The sequence below is a fragment of the Pseudoflavitalea rhizosphaerae genome, assembly GCF_003991355.1.
GTDB lineage: Bacteria > Bacteroidota > Bacteroidia > Chitinophagales > Chitinophagaceae > Pseudobacter > Pseudobacter rhizosphaerae.
Genome location: NZ_RCSU01000010.1, coordinates 164,401 through 178,689 on the forward strand (window position 1 = coordinate 164,401; position 14,289 = coordinate 178,689).

The following is a 14,289-nucleotide window of genomic DNA, read 5'->3' on the forward strand; positions in this document are numbered from 1 at the left end:
CGGCGCTCATAGATGTTTTTCATTTGACATAACATATGGAAATTGCGCATTCAGAAGGGTTATTTTCATTTCCGGTGTTTTGTAGCCGGGAATACAAGTTGATACTACAATGATTCAGATTGGTATTTGTTTAGTTCGTCATTAAGTATATAATCAGAGCAGAAACTAATTGTTAATTATGCGGTTTAAGTTAAAAAAAACCAAACAATTAACACATGATGAAATTGACTCGAGGGGTCAGTCTGCTCCTACTGGCCCTCTTATTCCCATTCCTTTCATTTGCCCAGGAAGCAATCACGGGCAAAGTAACAGACAAAAATGGTTTACCACTCTCCGGCGCAACAGTAATCAATAAAGCCGGAAATTCCATTCAGACCTCCTCTAACGGAACTTTCACTATCACAGTAGCATCAAAAGACAAGCTTACAGTTTCTTATGTGGGCTTTACCACACGCACCGTGGCTGCTGCTGCCGACCTCACCATTGTTTTGTCGGAAGAAGCCATCAACTTAAGTGAGGTGGTAGTTACCGGCCTGGCAGGCGGTATCAAAAGAAGGAACGCAGCAAATGCTGTTACAAGACTGAGTGCCAAAGAACTTACAGGTAGCACACGTCCTCCCACATTGGATGCCGCTATGAACGGTAAAGTATCAGGAGCTGTAATTGCAGCCAATACTGGTGCTCCGGGTGGAGGTATGTCTATCCGTCTTCGGGGCGTATCTACAGTTATCGGTTCTTCAGAACCGTTATATGTGATCGATGGTATCATCGTAAACAACAGTCAGTTGCCTTCGGGTGCAGGAACGAATTCGTTCAGTGGTGCGGTAGGCGCCAATGCAGGATCTGAAGACCAGGCCCCTAACAGGATCTCGGATATCAATCCCGGTGATATCGAATCAATCGATATTCTGAAAGGACCTTCAGCAGCCGCTGCCTATGGTACACGCGCCAATGGTGGTGTAATTGTGATCACTACCCGTCGCGGTAAATCAGGTAAAACGAGGATCAATGTTTCTCAGGACGTTGGTATGAGCCGCGCATTGAAGTTACTGGGTTCAGAAAACTGGACTGAGGAAAAGATCAACAACTTTGATGCGGACAACGGAAGTTATGCGTTGAGTAAGGATAGAACTCTGGAATTGTTCCGTGCCGCCAACGGACAAACCTGGGACTATGAAAAACTGATCTGGGGTAATACAGGCTTAATCAGTAATACCAATGCCACTGTATCCGGCGGAACTGATAAAACCAGGTTCCTCATTGCAGGATCAATGCAAAGCGAAACAGGCATCCAGAAACATACAGGATACAAACGTCATAGCATCCGTCTCAACCTGGACCATAAGCTTACTGATTTCATCGATCTTAAACTTAGTACCAATTATCTGAACACCAATACCAGCCGCGGTTTTGCCGGTAACGACAATAATGGAGTGGCACTGGCTTATTCCATTGCCCATATTCCTAATTTCATTAACCTGAACAAAACGGCAGATGGTAAGTATCCTGAGTCTCCCAATACCGGTCAAAATCCTTTCGAAGTGGTAGACAGGGCAGAGAACAGGGAAAGGACCAACCGTTTCCTGTATTCAGGTGAAATGAACGTATGGCTCCTGCGTAAGGAAAGATCCTCCCTGAAGCTCGGATTCAGAAGCGGTATCGATTTTATTCTTTCCGAGCCAAGGGCATATATGCCGGAAGACATGCAGTTCCAGTCTGGCAATAGTTTGAAAGGAGCTACACGTTACTCACTCAATAAAATATTTTATACCTATCTCCAAACATCATTGGCATACAATGTGAATGTTGGAAAGAATATCGATCTCACCACCAGCGCTGTGGTATTACGTGATGATCAGCGCCGTGATATTTCCTGGATCCAGGGTGATGGATTGCTCGGTGGTCAACGTAACCCCAGCACAGGTCAGCGTGTGATTACTGAAAGCCTGGTAGAAAAAGAAGCGGTAGTGGCGCTTGACCTCAGCCAGGATATCAACTGGGACGATAAAGTGATCGGCCGTGTAGGTGTAAGGGCCGATAAATCCACATTGGCAGGTTTGAATTTCGACAAATGGTTCTATTTTCCCAGAGCTTCACTGGCTGTTAATCTCACCAATTTTGCTTTCTGGAATGTGGCTCCTGTAACGATGTTGAAGCCGCGTATCGCATATGGACAAACTTCCGGATTCCCCACTTTCAACGGAGCTTATTCACGCATGTCTCCGATAAACTATGGTGGACAGCTGGGTGTGGCTGCACCGGTAACCCTTGGACTAAGCCGCCTGGAACCTGAAAGGGCAACCGAGCTGGAGTTCGGTTTTGATCTGGGTCTTTTTGGCAACCGTGTTGTGCTGGAAGCCACCTATTATAAGAAGAAGATCCAGGACTTCCTTTTCCCGTTCACACTGTCGGCAGGAACAGGTGTTAGCAGCCTTTCAGTTTTCCCTGTGGGAGATATGGAAAACAAAGGTGTTGAATTGGGTCTCAATGCTGCTATCATCAGGAGGAAAGATATTGAATGGTCTACCAACATTCAATGGTGGTTTAACAAATCGCTTATTACCCGCCTGGATGTTCCGCCTGCATTTGTTGGTAGTTCAGGGTTTGGTAGTTATGGAAGGAAACGCCTGGTGCAGGGTCAATCTCCTACTCTGTGGTATGGTCCTGATGAAAACAAGACGCTTGTTCCTTACAAAGAGGCACAACCGAAATTCCAGATGAGCTGGGGAAACACTGTGCGATTTGGAAAAGGATTCGAGTTCGGTATGTTCTGGCATACCAGCCAGGGTGGACATAATGCCTCACTCACCAAATTGCTGAAAGATGAAGGTGGTACTACACATGATTACAGCCAGCCAGGAAAAGAGGATGTTATTGGCAGGGAAAGACAGGCAGAGGTAATCAGTAATTTCATTTTTGATGCCAGCTTCATTCGCCTGAGAGAAGCATCTCTTTATTATACTATTCCCGAATCTGCGCTGAAGAGCATTTTGAAAAAAGGACCTGAGCGCGTTCGTGTAGGTATCTCAGGATCAAATCTGCTTCTGATCACTGATTACTATGGGTATGATCCCGAAGCTTCCAACTTCAATACCAGCAACGCAGGCGGCGCTTTATCCACCGGCGTTGACCTGGCACCCCACCCTGCTGTACGCCGATTCTTCTTCCACTTAAATTTTGAATTTTAAACACTATTGCTATCATGAGAATAAATAATAAGTTCAGCATATCACTGGCAACATTTTTTGCAGCAGGCTTGCTGTTGAAAGGTTGTACCAAAACCGAACTGGTCACCGACCCGAATTATCCGGCTGTTGAAACCGTATTGAACAATGCTTCCAGAGAACAGATCAATCAGCTTGGAGTTGGAGTGCAGTCTGTAATGCGTAACGGCCTTTCCGCAAATTATACCTGGAGCGGTTGTATAGGCAGGGAAGTTGTTTATTATGCTTCCACAGAAAGCCGCTTCCATGAAGAACTTCAGGGCAGCAAACCCATCGATCCGGGTGGTTTGATGATGACCTGGTACAGCGCTGCCAGCCAAACCCGCCGCCGTGCCGAAATCCTTCACCAATCTGCAGAGAAGTCCTCTGCACTTTCCGATGCTGAAAAACTTGCGGTGAAAGGGTTTGTAAAAACCGTACAGGCCTACGTTATGCTCAATGCTGCGAATATGGCTTACTCCAAAGGTATCCGCACTTCCTTTACTGATCTCCGTGTGCCCGGCGATATGTTGAGGCCAGGCTGTTTCAGCACTTATGAGCAATCATTGGCCTATGTTAAACAATTGGTGGAAGATGGTAATGCGGCATTGAAAACAGGTAGCACTACATTTCCATTCCCTATGACTACAGGGTGGGCCGGGTTTGAAACTCCTGATAAATTCGGGAAATTCAACCGTGCTGTAGCCGCCCGCGTTGCCATGTACCAGAAAGATTGGGCAGGCATGAGCAGTGCATTGAACGAGTCTTTCATCAATGAGACCGGATCTATGGATGCAGGTCCGAAATTCACCTATTCTACAACAGCCAATGATGCTACCAATCCATTTTTTCAAAACGAAAACGCTACAAATACAACCACACTGGTGCAGGTTAATTTTGTGCCTGAAGCTGAAGCTGGTGATAAACGTGTTTTCGGTGTACCTAAAAACAAAAAGGATGGCACAGCCAAAGTGAAGCAAAGAACTAATCCACTGGCTCCAACAGGATTTCCACTGATGCAATATGAAGTACAGATGTTTGAAACGATTTCTTCGCCGGTAGGCATCATCCGTAATGAAGAGTTGTTGCTGATGAAAGCGGAAGCGGCCATACAGTCCAACGATCTGGATGAAGCAGTGCGTGTTCTGAATATTGTAAGGGACGCAGCCGGACTGAATGATTATGCAGGTGCAGTAACATCAGCTGCCGTGTTGGATGAACTGCTGAACCAACGCCGCTATGGACTGTTCATGGAAGGACATCGCTGGTTCGATATGCGCCGATATGACCGGTTGAGTACATTACCTAAAGACAACTCAGGACACCAGGTTTGGACTGAGTTCCCCCGATTGTTGTCTGAAGTGGATTGGGATTCAAAGTATCCCTGCAACTGATAAGGTAATAAGATAAAATTTATGCCAGGCTAAAAGAAGGGTGTCTATAATGGCACCCTTCTTTCATTTAGGTTGTATGAATTGAATAATTACTACCAGGCAATGCACTTAAACTTTGCATCAAGTTTTTCTTACTGGAATTTTGGGGGCGAAAAAATAGACCCTAAATTTTTCAACTTGATCCCTTGATCCGGCTCCTCTTCAACCTGAAGCGTATTTGAGAATTTTATAAAACTAAAAAGGCTCACAAAACTTTCGTTTTATGAACCTTTTCTTTGCGGTGAGGGAGGGAAATGAACCGGGTCCCTGGACGCTTTTATTTTCAATATGTTAGGTTCGACAAGATGGGTTGGTGCACCGAATTTGACACCTGGGCTTTTGGCAAAAGGCAATCAATAATTACTCGCTAACTTGCCTATAACATATTCAAATCTACGAAAACTCTACAAATGAATTGACATAAGGCAATATTTCTCGATTTATCAAACTCATTTTGTAAGTGAAAACAACTTTTAATACATTGATTTATTGCATTAATAACCTTTCCCATGAAAATATTACACATTTCAGATTTCCATTTCAAGAACTCAAAGAAAGATATAGCCGCTCAGGACTTACTTATTGACAAACTTGTCGAAAATTTGAAAAATGAGAAAAATATTGATTTCATTCTATTTACAGGAGATCTAGTTTTCTCAGGAGAAAATAAGAATGATTTCATTTCTGCTTACAATTCATTTTTAGTAAAGGTTGCATCAGCCACTAATGTACTTGGAAGAAACATAATATTATGTCCTGGAAATCATGACGTAAATAGAAAAGATGTAAGCATACCAGTAAAAGATTTTATAAGAGCGTCAAGAAAGGGAGAAGACTTAACTAAAATCGTCGAGAATAATAAAAAAGACGAATTGGGGCTTAGTTGTAAGCCAACCGAAAATTATTTTCTGTTTGAAAAGAAAATATACCAAAAAGGAGAAGAGTTAGAAATCTCAAAAATAGGACCGCTTTACTCTACACATACAAGAGAAATTGGCAATAAAAAAATTGGATTTGCTTGCATAAACACTGCTTGGTGCTCAACAGGAGATGATGATGCATCGAATTTATTTTTCCCAAAGAGTGAATTGGAAAAAGCAGTCAAAGAACTAAAAGAAAAAAACGTCGCTTTAAAAATACTACTACTTCACCATCCTTTATATTTCTTGAGAGAATTTAATAAGTCAGAACTTGAAGATATAATTTACTCAGAGTTCAATATTATGCTTTCCGGACATTTACATAAAAGGGAAGATAGCCTAAGGCTAATTCAAAATGAGGGAATTTTTTGTTCATACGCGCACGCATCATTTACAAAAAAAGAGGACGGGAAAATTGGGTTTTGTATCATAGAAATTGATCTGGATGAACTTGAAATAAAGATAGATCGAAAATCGTATGACTTTGAAGAACGTTTCTTCTTTTCTCTACCTAAGCAATCTTACATACTTCCGGTGAATGAAGAAAAGCGAAATCAATTCAAATTGTTTAAAGTTATTCGGAAACGTACGGAAGAAGTAATAGAGATGGCAAATGAATTATTTGTGCACTCCAAAGATAAGCTTTCACAGAGTGGCTTCTTGGATCTATTTATCGATCCTGTTTTGAGAACTAATCCCAACTTTGAAGTAGACAACTATGTCATCCCTAATAAAAAGTTACCATTTCGGGTGCTTTTTGAAAGAAAGAACTACCTAATATTTGGAAAAGACAAAACCGGCAAAACATCATTGTTGTACAAGTTGAACATTGATTTACTAAAAGAGTTTAGTCAATCTTCGGAAATACCCATTTATATTAATCTTTCTGATTATGCTCGATCTGGTTCAACAATAGACTTTATTAAACTACTTTCCAGATTCCTTGAAACTTCATATGAGGGAGCTAAAACAATACTTACTAAATATAAAATCCGACTCCTAATAGACAATTTTGATCCTACAGCAAAAAAACAAAACGAAATCTTAAACAAGTTTATTACTGAATATTCAAATTGCAAATATGTGATCGTAACTGATCAAACAATTGCGCGAAGCTTAGAAAAAATCGATTACGGAATTGATGGATATGAGCCTCTATTTATACATGACATATCAAGGTCGGAAATTAGAAAGTTGACATATAAATGGCCAAGTATCCCAGAAAACAAGCGAGAGGCATTTGTTGATAAAATAATTGAAGTATTAAAGCAACATAGTATGCCTTTTAACTACTGGACAATCTCCATATTTCTTTGGATTTTTTCAGGAAAAAACACACTTAACTTTAACAACAACTCAGAGCTAATTGATCTATATATTGATGATCTTTTGGATCGTAATCGGTTGGCAAGTGACCCTGAAAACCGGTTCTCCTACCAAAACTATAAAATATTATTATCAGAATTAGCACACAAACTATTAATAGAACTTAGTGACAAAAACTACTCAATTTATTATGCAGATTTCACAACTTTTGTAGACACCTTCATGAAAGCAAATCCCAAGAGAGTTGGTAAAACTTCTGAGATTATTAATTACCTCTTAGATCGTGGTGTTTTGAAAAAAAATGATGACGACTACATTACATTTAGGCTAAATGGAGTATTTGAATATTTTCTTGCATTCTATTTCATCGAAAATAGAGAATTTCTAAACCAGATAATCGATGATGACAACATCTATTTGTCATTCAAAAATGAGTTTGAGATTTACAGTGGGTTTCTTCGAAGTGAGGCCGAAAATAAAGAATTACTAAATAAAATCTATGGAAAAACAAGATGTATTTTAAATGAACTCAACCAAAGGATGCATGGCGAACTGGATCTAAGATTGCAGTCTGTAATTGAAGGGAAGCAAACATTAGATATGAGCAGAACGCTTGCATCTATTGAATCAAATGGAATGGCGCCATTAACCGAAGAAGAAAAAGATGATTTCTTTGATGAAGTCCAAGCAGACCCAGGGAAGACGGTTGAGGTTCGTTCAAAGAAAATTTATGATGTAAGCATAAAAAGATTTGATATACTAGAAAGATTTCTGTTTATCAATGGAAGAGTGTTCAAGAACATCGAAAACGTAAAAGATGAAGCATTCATAATTGAAATTTTTGATTTTATTATTGAATCGAGTTGTAATATAGGATTTCTATTAATCGAGGAGTTGGAGGAAAATATTAAAAATGGAGAAAACCAAGAAGAAGTGCGTTATTCAGAAACTCCTGACATTATCTATCAACTATTCAACAACTATTTACCTAGCGTCGTCCAAACATTTATTCATGAAAGTATGGGACACATAAATCTTGAAACTATAATACTTTCGAGAATAGATGAACTTAAAAAGAATTTTAGAGTAAACCAGTACAAGCTATTTATATTATATTGTTTGTTGTTAGATATTGATTTCAAAAAACACAAATCTAAAATTGATGAGCTAATTTCTATTTCAAAAATGACAATTATAAAATCGTCTATTCAAATAAAGCTATTTTATTTGTTGTTATTCAAATGCTACGATGATGACAGAATGATTGCATTCCTAAGGGAAAAGATAAGAGAAGTCAACCTTCATATTAATCCTGAAATGGATCTAAAAAAATTCGAGCAAAGCTTTGAAAAAACAAAGAAAGTTCTTTTACTAAAGCGCTCAAAAGATAGAGACTAATAATTTTTACTATATTTCCTTAAATTAAGTTATGCCAAAGAGTAGGCCACATAGAAAAAAGCTCGAGTACATCTAACATAACTTGGAATACTTATTTGACAGGATTGTGTTTATGAAATATTATTCGACCAATCGCAGAAAAAAAAGTTTTCGAAATCCGGACATGCTTTATCATTAAAGATATTATTTTCTTTTTACGATAAGTGCTATTATCAGGGTCAATTTCATGAAGCTCCTTGTAAATACTAAGAATTTCAGCTAGGATAAACCCATCGCCCCTTTTTGAATAATCAATTACTGAATAGTCAAATGCTTTTATTAAGTCTTCAGCATTATTCGTTGTCTTATAAAGCAGTTGATAACTTGTGGCAAGTCCTTGAGTAATGAGATCAAAGCCAGGGGCTTTAACATGTCCGATTTTATAATATTTAATCGCTGATCGAATAGCCTCTTCTTGATTCGCATCATAATCAGACTTCATTGCATATACTGACCCAATGTTACAATAAAAAACTTCATTTTCAGGATCTAGTCGAATTAACTTCTCATACTGCTTGATTTGTCTATTGAACAACCATTGATTTGGTACCTTATTAACCAATATATATTGTGTCAAATGTGTAACCCAAACTCTCATCAATTCACTAAAACTTTTATGCCTTTTGATAAATTGTTCATATTTATCGACGTAATTCTTCCAATCATCACTTACATTTCCATTTTCACTCTTAAGCCAATTTATCAATCCTTCGGCAACATAATAATAATAAGTGCTTTCGATGCCGTTTTGAGTAAATGCTCTAAAATATGAATCTAATGCTTTCTTAAAAATCCGTCCTTCGTTTAATAAATCTCCTTTTGATAATAACAGAGAGCCGCTGTTTAGCAAAACAGATTTATCATTGGGGTTAATCTTTGACATTTCGCCTAGCAAAAATTCACCTTTACAAATGTTATATTCTACATCAACATTCTCACTTATTAGTGAAATATGTGCAGCTGCTAAATTATTCAATGCTTTGTAATGTTTCGGATTTAGATCCAATACTCGCTCATAATAGTTAATATATTTTTTTTTGGTCAGCACTCTTTTTGGTTTTATTATATATGTTCCAATATATTAGTCCCAAATAAAAATAGCCCTCATCATACTCATGAATTTCATTAGCTTTTTCAAACCTACTTTTGGCTTCATGTAATAGCTTTAAGTTACTATTCTCTTGTAGCGCTTTTTCATAAAGCGAAACACCCCAATTAAAATAAGAAATATAGTTACCGGGCTCTATCTTTATAGCGCGTTGATAATGTTCATATGATTTACCATAATTTTCTTTTGTCTTACTGCCAGAATTTTTTGCCAATAAGGAATAGGCCAATCCGAAAAGAATGTGTAGTCTATATAAATCTGAGTTTGTCTTCTGAATAACGCTCAGCTTGTCAATCGCCATATACAATTCCGTTGACGAATTCACTTTAAATTTACTATATTGAATAAGTGCATTTGCCCAATTTAGCAAATTATCTAAATTGCCTTCCTCCATCGAGAAAGATTGTTTGTAATACCCAAATGCTTTCTCATAATTTTCTCCGGAATTTGAAAGCTTTGCATATTCTGCATATAAATCTGCGATTTGAGTAAGATGATCAGACATCTTATCTGAGCTTCTATTATAAATCTTAAATTGTTGTAACGCTTTCTCCCAAAGCTCAATATTGTTGCCTGTGATCTTTGCTTTAATTACGTAGCAAACTCCCTTTCTAAAACGCGGATATGCTGATTTTGTATTAATCTTTAATGCATTATCAAATTTCTGAATCGCTTTATCTACTTTCGTCAAATCCCAATTAACAAGACTACTTAAAAGAATTAGTCCATCTCCAATCTTGCACCAAATCAACTCTGAAATTGGATAATATGTTATTGCGAGATGGAGCTTGTCAATTCCTACCTGAACAAGATCCTTATTGTTTGATGCTTTTCCTAATTGTATTAAATTATCACCAAACCCGGTAAGAGCTTCAGACATCAACCCAAAGACCATAGAATTCTTACTTTTCAGAACCTCAGAAGCGAGCTCCTCAGCCTTAGAAAACTCTTCTTGCTTAATAATCTGTTCTAAGGATTGTATTAATTTTTGTATTTCTGGAGTAACAAAATTTGGAGAAGCAATTACTTGAAATTTAAACTGATAGTAATCCCCTTGTAACTTATTAATACTTTTCAAAAGCTCTTCCTTCAAACTCTGACCGGATTCTACATTTTTATGATCGGCTAACAACTTGGCTTTTTCAAGCAAAAATTTTTGTGGATTGGAAAAGATTGAAGGTAACTGCACTCCCAATTCTTTACATAAAGTTCGAAAAAAGGAATCGCTGTCAAAGCCAGGCAAGAATTTCACACTTCTGTGCTCTTCGTTTAGCAAGTTATCTTTAATATGAATAGGTGGAGGGAATTCATTATATCCAATCCAGTACAGGTTATGCTCAAATTTTGGTATTTCTTGTAAAACTTGAAATATTGGGTCTCTCCCACTATATCCGATAATAATAAGAGTTCTTGTACTTAACAGAGATGTTAATACCTCCTTAGTATTCCTTAAAGTAGCGTGCATTTCTTGATTTGTATTCATCTGCCAGAAACCGTGATGTTGTCCGTGCAAGAAGACTATCGCAGGATATTCAATTCCGCCTAAAACAATTCCTGAATGCCCGGTAACATCATATATGTTTGGACGCGTCTTAGTGTACTGAAATGGTAAGTAAGTCAGCGGATCAAAATTTACAGTCAAAACAGTATCAATGTAGCCAGATTCTACTAAAAATGAGGCATATAGATGGGTCTCATTAATTTGAGCATTTTCCATGTAAGGCTTAAGAAATGCCTTTCTCATTGCAGGTGTCAAGCACCCCATTAATGTGCCGTATTCCTTATTGGGCGTATTACTCAAAAGAGGTTTATACAAATCGTTCTCCAAAAGAGCTTGTGCCAATTGATCAGCAAGCGGAACGTTACCAGTAACTGAAGCACCAGCCCCTAGAAAAATCATTGCCCCCAAATTGTTACTTTTTTGAATTTTCAGTACCGCAACTAATTCATTTATATCAGCGATCTGCATATTTGTCTAGGAGTTATGTTCGCAACATAATAAAAGTTTCGGTTGTTATTAACTTTAAGTATGATTTGACCATTTTCGGGCATCCAAATTTTTTAAAATTGGGCTGCTCACTACCTTACTGGATTTTTTTCTGTTTTTAAGTCTATAATCAATGCGTCTCAGGATTATTTTAAAACTGATTTTCTTCTAAGCATCTGAAATAGAACTAAAACCTCTTCCGTTTGGAAATTTTGTGTTTGGCCGACTTTCCTAAGAGTTTTAAAGTAAGATCAGAATGATTACTAAAAATTAAGGAGGGAGTATGCAATGCACTACGAAGACGTTCCGCTATTTGCGGCCACTTAATTTCAGGCCCAATATAATAAATAGGCTCTTTCATTTGAATATCCTCATGGTAAAGCAAGGATTTTCCTACCATTGAAACATCGATTTCAGGATATTTCTTGCCTAAAGCACTCAGCAATTGGTCAAGTGAAAAATATTGAAGCAAAGCGAAAATATCAACAAAGTCTTTTAATCTGGTTCCGTTATCATAGATAGCATTTAACTTCATAGCTCCAATATCCAAAAGTGAGACCATTCGAATATTTTCTATGATTTCTAATTTTTCAACTAAAGGATATTGGTGAGCAATAATATCTACTTTGATATTATTTATGAAGCAAAAGACTCCATTCTTAATAGACTGAATATTCTCTGCATTGTATCGGTTGGCTAAATATTCTGCGATTTCGTGAGAGCTGAAATCCTTATTTGTGAAGAGGTCAATATCAATTGACTTTCTATGGCCTATCATTAAGGAAAGTGCAGTTCCTCCAACTAAATTAAAGTCCCTAAATACATCATCGACCATCAATTTTTTGATCAAATCCAGTGTCCCTTCCTCAACCGTTTCCTTTCGTAACATGCCAATTCTTCTTTTTGAATGCTGAAATAATGAGTTACTTTATCTACGGCATAGTCGGGTAAGTATAATATTTCTTTCATTAAAGCATTAATCACCTTGGGCTTTCCATAGAAACGAATCAACTCCTCTATTTCTTCATCAGTACCTCGCTCAACAACTCTGGCAATCACACTAGGGTAAATGACTTGCCAATCAATAGCCTCGTACTTCCAATCCCAAAATAACCTCTTATGAAGATTGGGCTTGTTGTTTTTTCCTGTTGATTTTTTGGCTCCCATACTATAAATGTACGAAAAAAGTCTGCCTTTGCCAATTGCATCTTTCTCTCGCTAAGACCCGTCCAATTGCATAAAGTACAAGCCTATTGCTTACTTTTTCCATTAACAAAACCTATTGTAAAGTAAGTCGCCAACCCGAACGGATCGCATACCAACTTGCTCTTTAAAACATCCAGCTCCTTCTCTGTAAATCCCGTTTTCTTTCTCGGATCTATCTTCAGCCGTTTAGCGGAAGCAGAAACGGAAACATGATCCAGGTAGTGTTGAACGACCTGCTGAGGTGTCGTATTCCAAAATGTGCAAAGCACAGCAAAGTCTTCCGGTATCTTTATTAAGAGTTCTCGACGCATACACAACCTTTTTGATATTCCAAATACACGGCTCTAATGATCCGCTTTCTTTCTTTTGCAAGCTTACCAGGATCACCTATTTTACTATTTGCCTTCATTAGAGAGAGTAGTAGATCAGATCCGATCTTTTTCTTTTTTCGCGAAGGTTCGGCAGGTAGACCACTTATTGTACCTGGCATCGTGTTAAACAATAGTGAAGCAAAAGTTTGTGCTTTAGTCTTTTTAGGGAAAATTACAGAGTAAAAGGTCAATTCTTTTATCAAACAATTGATTGCAGTTTCTGGCTCTACATCGAGTTCTTTACACAATTTTCTGAAGGCCAAAGGATACACAATACTAATTACAGTAGGGCCTGCCTTGACGAACTTCGCTTTTTGTTTCATAGGGAAAAAAATAGAAGGGAATCAGGCTTTAGGCGTTGTGTGATTGTAATTAAGCAAATGAGCAACTTCAATTAGGTTGCCGATCCTGCGAAGAAAATCCACAAGCAACCATTTGTCATCTTTATCAAGCTCTCCATAACTTTCCGTTATCGTGGTTTCTTTCAGCTTATCTAAATCCAATCTTATTTTTTGCACCGATTCCCCATTGAAGAAATGTTGAATACCAATAATAGGTTGCGCTTGCACTTCAGGCGAAAGATTAAAGTCGGGCAAAGCAAGATTTGTTTTCGTATTTTTTGACATAAGGAAAGATTTAGTGAAATATGGTTTCATCCTTTATCAAAGGTGAGAATAAAGAATTTCACAAATAATGACGAATACGTCAGTATTTAGGACAACAAACTTTATTATGAAATCTCTTATTCTTGTTTGCCGATCGTTCGCTAATTTTTTGACTAAAATTCATCTCATGTTCGACTGACTAAACCGAATATGAGTCAACCGCCAATATTCACGCCAATACTAACTTTCTCCAGAAAGCCACTTTTTACCAAGAATTCCAATTAACTCAATTGTTCGATCAATTTTACTTTCTAATCTCAAATACTCTTTATACCCAATTCTGGCAAAAAATGCTTTCTGTTGCGGCGCAGTGTAAGTATTGAACAACTTCGCTATTTGGTTTACATTCATCCCTATTACGTTGATCTCTTTCCTGATGGAAGCAAGCTCCTCCATGAGTAAATCCATTGATTGGTCATGTACGAATACTTTTACAGGCCGATTAGTTAATATCGTTCTTAGCAGGCAACTCATATCATTAGTTGGATGTTGGCTTAACAGGCCGGTAAGTTTCTGAAAGGTGGCATCATTAACCCTGGTGAAGATTTTATGTTTTAAGGCTTCAGAATCCTTTCTTTTTTTCCTTCCCATAATGTTTTAGATTTTGATTGTTGCTGACAACTATACATCTTG

The 14,289-nt window shown here is 37.8% G+C and carries 11 protein-coding genes; 3 read left to right on the top strand and 8 right to left on the bottom strand.

What is annotated here, in order from left to right; all coding sequences use genetic code 11:
• Window positions 1-215: 215 nt before the first annotated feature.
• From D9Y29_RS17825 to D9Y29_RS17835, 3 genes are all read left to right on the top strand, one after another.
• Window positions 216-3,188 carry a SusC/RagA family TonB-linked outer membrane protein gene (locus tag D9Y29_RS17825; RefSeq protein ID WP_127130702.1) on the top strand — a complete coding sequence of 991 codons (2,973 nt, stop codon included), beginning with the start codon at window positions 216-218 and terminating at the stop codon, window positions 3,186-3,188.
• A 14-nt stretch (window positions 3,189-3,202) separates the two neighbouring features.
• Window positions 3,203-4,597 (top strand): RagB/SusD family nutrient uptake outer membrane protein, encoded by a 1,395-nt coding sequence (locus tag D9Y29_RS17830; protein ID WP_127130704.1) that lies wholly within the window; start codon window positions 3,203-3,205, stop codon window positions 4,595-4,597.
• 548 nt (window positions 4,598-5,145) lie between these two features.
• A complete protein-coding gene (locus D9Y29_RS17835; RefSeq protein WP_127130706.1) occupies window positions 5,146-8,280 on the top strand; it encodes a metallophosphoesterase in 3,135 nt (1,044 codons plus the stop codon).
• A gap of 91 nt (window positions 8,281-8,371) precedes the next feature.
• Here D9Y29_RS17835 and D9Y29_RS17840 read toward each other — a convergent pair whose 3' ends face one another.
• The 8 genes from D9Y29_RS17840 to D9Y29_RS17875 form a co-directional block, all read right to left on the bottom strand.
• The gene (locus D9Y29_RS17840) at window positions 8,372-9,367 is read right to left on the bottom strand and encodes a tetratricopeptide repeat protein (RefSeq protein WP_127130708.1); all 996 of its coding nucleotides are present in this window, start codon (window positions 9,365-9,367) and stop codon (window positions 8,372-8,374) included.
• The gene (locus D9Y29_RS17845; protein ID WP_127130710.1) at window positions 9,342-11,396 is read right to left on the bottom strand and encodes a hypothetical protein; all 2,055 of its coding nucleotides are present in this window, start codon (window positions 11,394-11,396) and stop codon (window positions 9,342-9,344) included. Before D9Y29_RS17845 ends, D9Y29_RS17840 begins: the two co-directional genes overlap by 26 nt.
• Before the next feature lie 205 nt (window positions 11,397-11,601).
• The gene (locus D9Y29_RS17850) at window positions 11,602-12,303 is read right to left on the bottom strand and encodes a nucleotidyl transferase AbiEii/AbiGii toxin family protein (RefSeq protein WP_127130712.1); all 702 of its coding nucleotides are present in this window, start codon (window positions 12,301-12,303) and stop codon (window positions 11,602-11,604) included.
• On the bottom strand, window positions 12,261-12,581 hold the full coding sequence (locus D9Y29_RS17855) for a DUF6922 domain-containing protein (protein WP_127130714.1): 321 nt from the start codon (window positions 12,579-12,581) through the stop codon (window positions 12,261-12,263). The genes D9Y29_RS17850 and D9Y29_RS17855 overlap by 43 nt, the downstream gene beginning before the upstream one ends.
• 83 nt (window positions 12,582-12,664) lie before the next feature.
• Window positions 12,665-12,931, bottom strand: a complete 267-nt coding sequence (locus tag D9Y29_RS17860; protein ID WP_127130716.1) for a hypothetical protein — start codon at window positions 12,929-12,931, stop codon at window positions 12,665-12,667.
• Window positions 12,913-13,314 (bottom strand): hypothetical protein, encoded by a 402-nt coding sequence (locus tag D9Y29_RS17865; RefSeq protein ID WP_127130719.1) that lies wholly within the window; start codon window positions 13,312-13,314, stop codon window positions 12,913-12,915. The genes D9Y29_RS17860 and D9Y29_RS17865 overlap by 19 nt, the downstream gene beginning before the upstream one ends.
• Before the next feature lie 21 nt (window positions 13,315-13,335).
• Complete coding sequence (locus D9Y29_RS17870) at window positions 13,336-13,617, bottom strand: hypothetical protein (protein ID WP_127130721.1); 282 nt, start codon at window positions 13,615-13,617, stop codon at window positions 13,336-13,338.
• Between the two features lie 219 nt (window positions 13,618-13,836).
• Window positions 13,837-14,247, bottom strand: coding sequence for a plasmid mobilization protein (locus tag D9Y29_RS17875; protein WP_127130723.1), 411 nt, complete (start codon window positions 14,245-14,247; stop codon window positions 13,837-13,839).
• Between the last annotated feature and the right edge of the window lie 42 nt (window positions 14,248-14,289).

What these genes read in the sequence shown, in the direction of transcription:
- D9Y29_RS17835 (WP_127130706.1), top strand. Translation starts at nt 5,146, where the DNA reads ATGAAAATATTACACATTTCAGATTTCCATTTCAAGAACTCAAAGAAA.
- D9Y29_RS17870 (WP_127130721.1), bottom strand. Translation starts at nt 13,617, where the DNA reads ATGTCAAAAAATACGAAAACAAATCTTGCTTTGCCCGACTTTAATCTT.
- D9Y29_RS17855 (WP_127130714.1), bottom strand. Translation starts at nt 12,581, where the DNA reads ATGGGAGCCAAAAAATCAACAGGAAAAAACAACAAGCCCAATCTTCAT.
- D9Y29_RS17875 (WP_127130723.1), bottom strand. Translation starts at nt 14,247, where the DNA reads ATGGGAAGGAAAAAAAGAAAGGATTCTGAAGCCTTAAAACATAAAATC.
- D9Y29_RS17860 (WP_127130716.1), bottom strand. Translation starts at nt 12,931, where the DNA reads ATGCGTCGAGAACTCTTAATAAAGATACCGGAAGACTTTGCTGTGCTT.
- D9Y29_RS17845 (WP_127130710.1), bottom strand. Translation starts at nt 11,396, where the DNA reads ATGCAGATCGCTGATATAAATGAATTAGTTGCGGTACTGAAAATTCAA.
- D9Y29_RS17830 (WP_127130704.1), top strand. Translation starts at nt 3,203, where the DNA reads ATGAGAATAAATAATAAGTTCAGCATATCACTGGCAACATTTTTTGCA.
- D9Y29_RS17865 (WP_127130719.1), bottom strand. Translation starts at nt 13,314, where the DNA reads ATGAAACAAAAAGCGAAGTTCGTCAAGGCAGGCCCTACTGTAATTAGT.
- D9Y29_RS17850 (WP_127130712.1), bottom strand. Translation starts at nt 12,303, where the DNA reads ATGTTACGAAAGGAAACGGTTGAGGAAGGGACACTGGATTTGATCAAA.
- D9Y29_RS17825 (WP_127130702.1), top strand. Translation starts at nt 216, where the DNA reads ATGATGAAATTGACTCGAGGGGTCAGTCTGCTCCTACTGGCCCTCTTA.